The organism is Duncaniella sp. (assembly GCF_029056165.1).
Classification (GTDB): Bacteria; Bacteroidota; Bacteroidia; order Bacteroidales; family Muribaculaceae; genus Duncaniella.
The window spans coordinates 60,466-69,734 of sequence record NZ_JAIDBW010000046.1 but is presented as its reverse complement, the minus strand read 5'-3'; the positions used below and the strand labels follow the sequence as shown (position 1 = coordinate 69,734).

At 51.0% G+C, this 9,269-nt stretch carries 8 protein-coding genes and 4 tRNA genes; all 12 read left to right on the top strand.

All coding sequences use genetic code 11. The features are described from left to right. Window positions 1-116: 116 nt before the first annotated feature. The 12 genes from K2G41_RS10755 to rpoB all read left to right on the top strand — a co-directional run bounded on the left by K2G41_RS10755 (window position 117) and on the right by rpoB (window position 9,187). Window positions 117-199, top strand: a tRNA-Tyr gene (locus tag K2G41_RS10755). Between the two features lie 10 nt (window positions 200-209). Beyond that, window positions 210-282, top strand: a tRNA-Gly gene (locus K2G41_RS10750). Window positions 283-294: 12 nt separating this feature from the next. Continuing rightward, window positions 295-366: transfer RNA gene (locus tag K2G41_RS10745), tRNA-Thr, on the top strand. Window positions 367-470: 104 nt separating this feature from the next. Continuing rightward, window positions 471-1,655, top strand: a complete 1,185-nt coding sequence (tuf, locus tag K2G41_RS10740; RefSeq protein WP_300118051.1) for an elongation factor Tu — start codon at window positions 471-473, stop codon at window positions 1,653-1,655. A gap of 128 nt (window positions 1,656-1,783) precedes the next feature. Beyond that, window positions 1,784-1,856 (top strand) — tRNA-Trp (locus tag K2G41_RS10735). A 15-nt stretch (window positions 1,857-1,871) separates the two neighbouring features. Beyond that, the gene (gene secE, locus K2G41_RS10730) at window positions 1,872-2,072 is read left to right on the top strand and encodes a preprotein translocase subunit SecE (protein WP_300118049.1); all 201 of its coding nucleotides are present in this window, start codon (window positions 1,872-1,874) and stop codon (window positions 2,070-2,072) included. A gap of 22 nt (window positions 2,073-2,094) precedes the next feature. Continuing rightward, window positions 2,095-2,646 carry a transcription termination/antitermination protein NusG gene (gene nusG, locus K2G41_RS10725; RefSeq protein ID WP_300118047.1) on the top strand — a complete coding sequence of 184 codons (552 nt, stop codon included), beginning with the start codon at window positions 2,095-2,097 and terminating at the stop codon, window positions 2,644-2,646. A gap of 185 nt (window positions 2,647-2,831) precedes the next feature. After that, window positions 2,832-3,275 (top strand): 50S ribosomal protein L11, encoded by a 444-nt coding sequence (rplK, locus tag K2G41_RS10720; protein WP_123613571.1) that lies wholly within the window; start codon window positions 2,832-2,834, stop codon window positions 3,273-3,275. 12 nt (window positions 3,276-3,287) lie between these two features. Then, complete coding sequence (gene rplA, locus K2G41_RS10715; protein WP_300118045.1) at window positions 3,288-3,983, top strand: 50S ribosomal protein L1; 696 nt, start codon at window positions 3,288-3,290, stop codon at window positions 3,981-3,983. A 22-nt stretch (window positions 3,984-4,005) separates the two neighbouring features. After that, window positions 4,006-4,536, top strand: coding sequence for a 50S ribosomal protein L10 (rplJ, locus tag K2G41_RS10710; protein WP_300118043.1), 531 nt, complete (start codon window positions 4,006-4,008; stop codon window positions 4,534-4,536). 80 nt (window positions 4,537-4,616) lie between these two features. Then, on the top strand, window positions 4,617-4,991 hold the full coding sequence (gene rplL, locus K2G41_RS10705; RefSeq protein WP_300118041.1) for a 50S ribosomal protein L7/L12: 375 nt from the start codon (window positions 4,617-4,619) through the stop codon (window positions 4,989-4,991). Between the two features lie 380 nt (window positions 4,992-5,371). Beyond that, complete coding sequence (rpoB, locus tag K2G41_RS10700) at window positions 5,372-9,187, top strand: DNA-directed RNA polymerase subunit beta (protein ID WP_300118039.1); 3,816 nt, start codon at window positions 5,372-5,374, stop codon at window positions 9,185-9,187. The last annotated feature ends 82 nt before the right edge of the window (window positions 9,188-9,269 follow it).

The window sequence follows — 9,269 nt, the reverse complement described above, 5'->3', positions numbered from 1 at the left end:
CTTTAGCTCAGTTGGCCAGAGCACGTGATTTGTAATCTCGGGGTCGTTGGTTCGAATCCGACAAGAGGCTCAACTAATCTAACAACAGCTGAAACCGCTCGGCGGTTCACTGGAAAGGGCGAATACCAGAGTGGCCAAATGGGGCAGACTGTAAATCTGCTGGTTTTTACCTTCGGTGGTTCGAATCCATCTTCGCCCACACTAACAATGCGGAAGTAGCTCAGTTGATAGAGCATCAGCCTTCCAAGCTGAGGGTCGCGAGTTTGAGCCTCGTCTTCCGCTCTACGACATACTGCCAATGTAGCTCAGGGGTAGAGCACTTCCTTGGTAAGGAAGAGGTCGCGGGTTCAAATCCCGCCATCGGCTCAACCGAACAACGAAGTGACAGCCCCGATAGTGCATTTACGCTATCGTGGCGTCTTGTTAGAAAAGTCAATCATTAATCAAAAAAAAATAATAATAGCAAAGTTATGGCTAAAGAGAAATTCGAAAGAACCAAACCGCATGTTAACATCGGTACCATTGGTCACGTTGACCACGGTAAGACTACTCTGACCGCTGCCATCACCACTGTACTGGCTAAGAAAGGTCTTTCTGAAGTGAAGTCATTCGACCAGATTGACAACGCTCCCGAAGAGAAGGAACGTGGTATCACAATCAACACCGCACACGTAGAATACGAGACCGCTAACCGTCACTATGCACACGTTGACTGCCCCGGACACGCTGACTACGTTAAGAACATGGTTACCGGTGCTGCTCAGATGGACGGTGCGATCATCGTAGTTGCTGCAACTGATGGTCCTATGCCCCAGACTCGCGAGCACATCCTTCTCGCCCGTCAGGTGAACGTTCCTCGTCTCGTTGTGTTCCTCAACAAGTGTGACATGGTTGACGACGAAGAAATGTTCGACCTCGTTGAGATGGAAATGCGTGACCTTCTTTCGGCTTACGAATATGATGGCGACGAAACTCCTATCATCCGTGGCTCTGCTCTTGGTGCTCTTAACGGCGAACCCCAGTGGGAAGAGAAGGTTATGGAACTCATGGATGCAGTTGACAACTGGATTCCCCTGCCTCCCCGCGATATCGATAAGCCTTTCCTTATGCCCGTTGAGGACGTCTTCTCAATCACCGGTCGTGGTACCGTTGCTACCGGTCGTATCGAAACTGGTATCGTAAAGGTTGGTGACGAAGTTCAGATCATGGGTCTTGGCGCAGACATGAAGTCGGTTGTAACCGGTGTCGAAATGTTCCGCAAGCTCCTCGATCAGGGTGAAGCCGGTGACAACGTAGGTCTCCTTCTCCGCGGTATCGATAAGAAAGATATCAAGCGTGGTATGGTAATCTGCCACCCCGGAGTTGTTAAGCCCCACAGCAAGTTCAAAGCTTCTGTCTATATCCTCAAGAAAGAGGAAGGTGGCCGTCACACTCCTTTCCACAACCACTATCGTCCCCAGTTCTACATCCGTACGCTTGACGTAACAGGTGAGATCACTCTCCCCGAAGGTGTAGAGATGGTAATGCCCGGTGACCACGTTGAGATCAACGTTGAGCTCATCAACCCGGTTGCTTGCGACGCAGGTCTCCGCTTCGCTATCCGTGAAGGTGGCCGCACAGTAGGTTCTGGTCAGATCACCGAGATCCTCGAATAATACCTGAGGTATCTTAACCAAAGCCATTCACGAATCCGTCTGAGACGGATCTCTGGATAAACCACACGAAACCGACCCTCATTGCCGAGGGAATAAGATTCTGAAACATGAGGGTCGGTTTTCTACCTACGGGACTAGCTCAGTTGGTAGAGCACCGGTCTCCAAAACCGGGTGTCGGGAGTTCGAGTCTCTCGTCCCGTGCTAAAAACACGACAAATGAGTAAACTTAAACTACTTACAGATATTGAGGAGTCTTATACCGAACTTCGGTATAAGACTACTTGGCCTACTAAGACACAGCTGATCAAAAGCGCGGTTATCGTGCTGATAGCTTCCATCATTATAGCAGCGATAATCTTTGTGATGGATCAGGTGGTCAATACCGTAATGCACTTTATTTACAGCCTCGGTCAGTAATCTTTTTAGACGAAAGAAATCAATGGCAGAAGAATTGAAGAAAGCTTGGTATGTGCTTCGTGCGATATCAGGTAAAGAAGCTAAGGTCAAAGAAGTATTGGATGGAGCCATCCGTAACACCGGCCTCGGCAATTACGTTTTTCAGGTCTTGATTCCGACTGAAAAGGTTATGTCCGTCCGCAATGGCAAGAAGGTTGTAAAGGAAAAGAACCTTTACTCCGGTTATGTCTTTGTGGAGTGCATTCTTACCGGTGAAGTTCTTTATGAACTCCGCAACACTACCAATGTGATTGATTTCCTCCGTGGACGTGGCAAGAACGCCGCCCCTGAGGCTCTCCGCGAAAGCGAAGTGCTCCGCATGATGGGTACGGCCGATGAAATGAGTGACACGACCGATGACGGAAACGATTATATGGTAGGTGAGACCGTGAAGGTGACCTTCGGTCCTTTCAGCGGTTTCTCAGGAACTATCGAAGAAGTTAACCGTGAGAAGAAGAAGCTGAAGGTAATGGTCAAGATCTTCGGGCGTAAAACCCCGCTTGAACTCGAAAATTCTCAAGTAGAGCGTGAATAATCATCGCGCGATTCTGCCGGCGTTTATCCGGCGGCGGAATCACGGGAGATGTTCCAGTTTCCGAGCCTAAAATAAATAATGACGGCTCTCCGGCTCTTGGTTACGAAAGCAGTCGGGGAGACATCATGGTGAAAGAACAGAGGACATCGTTTTAACCGAATCATTAACAAAAATTTAGATTTATCATGGCTAAAGAAATTGCTGGACAGATCAAATTGCAAATCAAAGGCGGAGCCGCTAATCCTTCGCCTCCTGTTGGTCCTGCTCTTGGTTCCAAGGGTATCAACATCATGGAGTTTTGCAAGCAATTCAATGCCCGCACTCAGGACAAAGCCGGTAAGGTTCTTCCGGTAGTCATCACTTATTACACTGACAAGAGCTTCGACTTCGTAGTCAAGACTCCTCCGGTGGCAATCCAGCTCCTCGAAGCTACCAAGCTCAAGAGCGGCTCGGCTCAGCCTAACCGTAAGAAAGTCGGTGAAGTGACATGGGATCAGGTAAAAGCAATTGCTGAGGACAAAATGCCCGATTTGAACTGTTTCACCGTAGCATCGGCAATGCGTATGGTTGCCGGTACAGCCAGAAGCATGGGTATCACCGTTAAAGGAACATTCCCCGAAAACATTTAAACTTCAATTGACATGAGTAAACTTACGAAAAATCAAAAGATTGCCCAAGAGAAAGTTGAAGCTGGTAAAGTGTATTCGCTTGCTGAAGCCGTACAGCTCGTGAAGGACATCACCTTCACTAAGTTTGACGCTTCTCTTGATGTGGATGTTCGTCTTGGCGTTGACCCCCGTAAGGCAAACCAGATGGTGCGTGGCGTCGTAACGCTTCCCCACGGAACAGGTAAGCAGGTGCGCGTGCTCGTGCTCTGTAACCCCGATGCTGAAGCTGCCGCTAAGGCTGCCGGTGCAGACTATGTCGGTCTGGACGAATATATCGAAAAAATCAAAGGCGGTTGGACTGACGTCGATGTTATCATCACTCAGCCCGCTATCATGGGTAAGATTGGTGCCCTCGGCCGTGTACTCGGTCCCCGTGGCCTCATGCCTAACCCCAAGAGCGGTACTGTGACCAACGATGTCGCCAAGGCCGTTGAGGAAGTGAAGAAGGGTAAAATCGACTTCAAAGTTGACAAGAACGGTATTGTTCACTCATCAGTAGGTAAGGTCTCTTTCGAGGCTCCCGCCGCTGCTGCCAACGTACGCGAGTTTGTCAATACCCTCATCAAGCTCAAGCCTGCTGCCTCTAAGGGTACCTATATCAAGAGCATTTATCTTTCGAGCACTATGAGTCCCGGTATCAAGATTGACCCCAAGTCAATCGATGAATAACTTCTAAAGCTGACTGTAGAAAATGAAAAAGGAAGATAAAATCATTGCTATTGAGAATATAGCTAAGACTCTTAAAGAGTACAGCTGTTTCTATCTTACTGAAACTGCCGGTCTCGATGCCGAAAAGACCACAGCTCTCCGTCGTGCCTGCAACAAGGCCGATATCAAGCTCATGGTCGTGAAGAACACTCTTCTTCACAAGGCACTCGAATCACTCGAAGGTGACTACTCAGAACTCTACGGAGCTCTCCACGGTTCAACTTCACTGATGCTTGCAAATGTGGGCAACGCTCCTGCGAAGCTCCTCAAGGACATCAAGAAGGCTGACAAGGATGCCACCCTTCCCCGCCTCAAGGCTGCTTACGTAGAAGAGACTATCTACATGGGTGAAGATCAGCTCGACACCCTCGTGGCTATCAAGAGCAAGAACGAACTCATCGCCGATGTTGTCGCTCTTCTCCAGTCTCCCGCCAAGAACGTTGTTTCCGCCCTTACTTCAGGTGGCACCAAGCTTCATGGCATCCTCGAAACACTTTCGAAGAAGGAAGCGTAAGCCGTTATCCCAGACGACCTCTCTGCTCACACTCAACAATCATCAAAATTAAAAAAACAACAAAATAAAACTATAATATCATGGCAGATCTTAATGCTTTTGCAGAACAACTTGTTAACCTTACCGTTAAGGAAGTAAACGAACTTGCTCAGATCCTCAAGGAAACTTACGGCATCGAACCCGCTGCTGCTGCAGTTGCAGTTGCTGCTGGCCCCGCTGCTGGTGCTCCCGCTGAAGAAGAGAAGACCTCTTTCGATGTAGTCCTCAAGGCTGCCGGCGCTTCTAAGCTCGCCGTTGTTAAGCTCGTGAAGGAACTCACTGGTCTCGGCCTCAAGGAAGCTAAGGAAATGGTTGACGGCGCACCCAGCGTTGTTAAGGAAGGCATGGCTAAGGCTGACGCTGAAGGCCTCAAGAAGCAGCTCGAAGAAGCTGGTGCTGAGGTTGAGCTCAAATAATATCACCCTTTATCAGGTACAATGGGTTAAGATTCTCCCTCACGGGAGTTTCTTAACCTATTTGCGTTAAAATGGACGGGTCGGTATAAAAAAACATAAATATTTATATTTATAAATAAAAATTTAATCACTTTTAATCTCGTAATCCCTTCATTTAAGCGGTTTTGGCTTTTTACGCTGAAATTCGGATATTTGAATGGGATGATTTTGTGGTTAAATAATGTTAATCGGGCGGTTTCAAAGCCAATCGGAATTATCACCGGTCAGAGTCCTGACAAAAGCCGGATCTGGAGGAGTCAATCCTGACCTCCGGCCCTCTCTATCCTCTTTCATCCCCCCACCTACGAGTTTCTTTTTTAATGTTTAATCCACAAGATTAGATGTCAGACATAACTTTAGCAAAACCCCGCGTAAACTTCGCGTCGGTTAAAAACCCTCTTCCTTACCCCGATTTCCTTGAGGTGCAGCTGAAGTCATTCCAAGACTTCCTTCAGCTTGACACTCCTCCGGAAAAAAGAAAAAACGAGGGCCTCTTCAAAGTGTTTGCCGAGAACTTCCCCATCGCTGACACCCGCAACAACTTTGTTCTTGAGTTCCTTGACTACTACATCGATCCTCCGCGCTACACGATTGACGAATGTCTTGAGCGTGGACTCACCTATAGCGTTCCCCTGAAGGCGAAGCTTAAATTGTACTGTACCGACCCTGACCACGAGGATTTCGCCACCGTGATTCAGGACGTGTATCTCGGCCCGATCCCCTACATGACTGACAAGGGTACTTTTGTCATCAACGGTGCCGAGCGCGTTGTCGTGTCGCAGCTTCACCGTTCACCCGGTGTGTTCTTCGGACAGAGCACTCACGCCAACGGAACCAAGCTTTACAGTGCACGTATCATCCCCTTCCGTGGTAGCTGGATCGAGTTTGCGACTGACATCAACAACGTGATGTATGCCTACATCGACCGTAAGAAGAAACTCCCCGTAACCACACTTCTCCGTGCCATCGGTCTCGAAAGCGATAAGGACATCATCGAGATCTTCGGTCTTGCCGAGGAAATCAAGGTCAACAAGACCAACCTCAAGAAAGCCGTAGGCCGCAAGCTCGCTGCACGTGTCCTCAAGACTTGGGTCGAGGACTTCGTTGACGAGGATACCGGCGAAGTTGTGTCCATCGAGCGTAACGATGTCATCCTTGACCGCGAGACAGTGCTCGAAGAGGATAACATTCAGGAAATTCTTGATTCGGGTGTGCAGACCGTCCTTCTTCACAAAGAGGATGCCAACACCTCGGATTACTCAATCATATTCAATACTCTCCAGAAGGATACCTCCAACTCTGAGAAGGAGGCTATCCAGTACATCTACCGACAGCTGCGCAACGCCGAGCCGCCGGACGATGCAAGTGCGCGCGAAGTCATCACCAACCTTTTCTTCTCTGAAAAGCGTTATGACCTCGGCGAAGTGGGCCGCTACCGTATCAACAAGAAACTCGGTCTCACTACCTCGATGGACGTGAAGGTCCTCACCAAGGAGGATATCATCGCCATCATCAAATACCTCATCGAGCTTATCAACTCAAAGACCGACGTCGATGATATCGACCACCTGAGCAACCGTCGCGTCCGCACTGTGGGCGAGCAGCTCTACAATCAGTTCAACGTCGGCCTCGCACGTATGTCGCGCACGATCCGTGAGCGCATGAACGTGCGTGACAATGAGGTGTTCACTCCGATCGACCTTATCAACGCGAAGACTATATCGAGCGTTATCAACTCATTCTTCGGCACCAACGCCCTCTCGCAGTTCATGGACCAGACCAACCCTCTGGCTGAGATCACCCACAAGCGTCGTATGTCGGCCCTTGGCCCCGGCGGTCTTTCGCGTGAGCGTGCAGGTTTCGAGGTGCGTGACGTACACTATACCCACTACGGCCGTCTCTGCCCGATCGAGACCCCTGAAGGTCCTAACATCGGTCTTATCTCCTCGCTCTGCGTCTATGCCAAGATCAATGATCTCGGCTTCATCGAGACTCCCTACCGCGAGGTTAAGAACGGCGTTGTCAACCTCAAGAACGATGAAGTGGTCTATCTCACCGCTGAAATCGAGGAGGGCAAGATCATCGCGCAGGGTAATGCCCCTGTCAAGGACGACGGCGAGTTTATCAACGACCGCGTGAAGGCCCGTCTGGATGCCGACTTCCCTATCGTCGCTCCCGATCAGGTCGAACTCATGGACGTTTCGCCCACCCAGATCGCTTCGATCGCTGCATCGCTCATCCCCTTCCTCGAGCACGACGACGCTAACCGTGCGCTCATGGGATCAAACATGATGCGTCAGGCGGTTCCTCTGCTCCGCAGCGAGTCGCCTATCGTCGGTACGGGTATCGAAGGCCAGCTCATCCACGACAGCCGTACTCAGATCATGGCCGAGCGTGAGGGCACAATCGAATTTGTCGATGCAACCGTCATCCGTATCCGTTATGACCGCACCGAGGACGAGGAATTTGTATCGTTCGAGGACAGCGTCAAGGAATATCACCTTCCCAAGTTCCGCAAGACCAACCAGAGCACCACTATCGACCTCCGACCCATCTGCAGCAAGGGTCAGCGCGTGAAGCGTGGCGACATCCTCACCGAGGGTTACTCTACCGAGAAGGGTGAGCTTGCTCTTGGCCGCAACCTCAAGGTTGCCTTCATGCCTTGGAAGGGTTACAACTATGAGGACGCTATCGTGCTCAACGAGCGTGTCGTGCGCGAGGACATCCTCACTTCAGTCCATGTCGATGAATACACCCTCGAAGTCCGCGAGACCAAGCGCGGTATGGAGGAACTCACATCTGACATCCCCAACGTGTCGGAGGACGCTACGAAGGATCTCGACGAGCGCGGTATCGTGCGTGTCGGTGCCCACATCGTCCCCGGCGACATCATGATCGGTAAGATCACTCCTAAGGGTGAGAGCGATCCCACTCCTGAGGAGAAACTTCTCCGTGCCATCTTCGGTGACAAGGCCGGTGATGTGAAGGATGCTTCACTCAAGGCTTCTCCCTCGCTCAAGGGTGTTGTCATCGGTACATACCTCTTCCAGAAAGCTGAGAAGAAGAAGACCAAGAAGAGCGCGAGCGCAGTCCTCCCGAAACTCGACGAGGAGTACGAGGATCGTCTCAACGATCTCAAGGATCTTCTTATCTCGAAACTCATGACCCTTACCGAGGGCAAGACCTCACAGGGCGTGAAGGACTTCCTCGGAACTGATATCATCCCCAAGGGTGCCAATTTCTCGGCAGCCACTTTCCGCGAGATCGATTTCGACACCATCAACCTCTCGAAGTGGACCTCCGACGCGCGCATCAACGACATGATCCGTGCCACCATCGTCAACTATCTCCGCAAATCCAAGGAGATCGATGCTGAACTCCGCCGCAAGAAGTTCGACATCTCAATCGGCGACGAACTTCCCTCAGGCATCATGAAGCTTGCCAAAGTCTATGTGGCCAAGAAGCGTAAGATCTCCGTCGGTGACAAGATGGCAGGTCGTCACGGTAACAAGGGTATCGTGTCGCGTATCGTCCGTCAGGAAGACATGCCCTTCCTCGCCGACGGTACTCCGGTCGATATCTGTCTTAACCCCCTCGGTGTGCCTTCGCGTATGAACCTCGGTCAGATATTCGAGACAGTTCTCGGATGGGCAGGCCGTGAGCTCGGCGAGAAGTTCGCCACTCCGATCTTCGACGGTGCTACCCTTGAGGACCTCAACGAGTGGACCGACAAGGCAGGACTTCCCCGCTACGGTAAGACCTACCTCTACGACGGTGGTACAGGCGAACGTTTCGACCAGCCCGCTACCGTGGGTGTGATCTACATGCTTAAACTCGGTCACATGGTCGAGGACAAGATGCACGCCCGCTCAATCGGTCCGTACTCACTCATCACTCAGCAGCCCCTCGGCGGTAAGGCACAGTTCGGTGGACAGCGTTTCGGAGAGATGGAAGTTTGGGCGCTCGAAGCATTCGGCGCCGCCCACATCCTTCAGGAGATCATCACTGTCAAGTCCGACGACGTTACCGGTCGAAGCAAGACCTACGAGGCCATCGTCAAGGGCGAGGCCATGCCCCCCGCCGGAATTCCGGAGTCACTCAACGTGCTTCTCCACGAGCTCCGCGGTCTCGGCCTGAGCATCAACCTTGAGCAGTAATATCACTCCCCTCATTGTCCCGCCGGGAGTTTTTTCCGGCGGGGCGAAAAAATTACTTAACATCGCTTTTGAATATCTAAAA

What these genes read in the sequence shown, in the direction of transcription:
- rplA (WP_300118045.1), top strand. Translation starts at nt 3,288, where the DNA reads ATGAGTAAACTTACGAAAAATCAAAAGATTGCCCAAGAGAAAGTTGAA.
- rplJ (WP_300118043.1), top strand. Translation starts at nt 4,006, where the DNA reads ATGAAAAAGGAAGATAAAATCATTGCTATTGAGAATATAGCTAAGACT.
- rplK (WP_123613571.1), top strand. Translation starts at nt 2,832, where the DNA reads ATGGCTAAAGAAATTGCTGGACAGATCAAATTGCAAATCAAAGGCGGA.
- rpoB (WP_300118039.1), top strand. Translation starts at nt 5,372, where the DNA reads ATGTCAGACATAACTTTAGCAAAACCCCGCGTAAACTTCGCGTCGGTT.
- secE (WP_300118049.1), top strand. Translation starts at nt 1,872, where the DNA reads ATGAGTAAACTTAAACTACTTACAGATATTGAGGAGTCTTATACCGAA.
- tuf (WP_300118051.1), top strand. Translation starts at nt 471, where the DNA reads ATGGCTAAAGAGAAATTCGAAAGAACCAAACCGCATGTTAACATCGGT.
- rplL (WP_300118041.1), top strand. Translation starts at nt 4,617, where the DNA reads ATGGCAGATCTTAATGCTTTTGCAGAACAACTTGTTAACCTTACCGTT.
- nusG (WP_300118047.1), top strand. Translation starts at nt 2,095, where the DNA reads ATGGCAGAAGAATTGAAGAAAGCTTGGTATGTGCTTCGTGCGATATCA.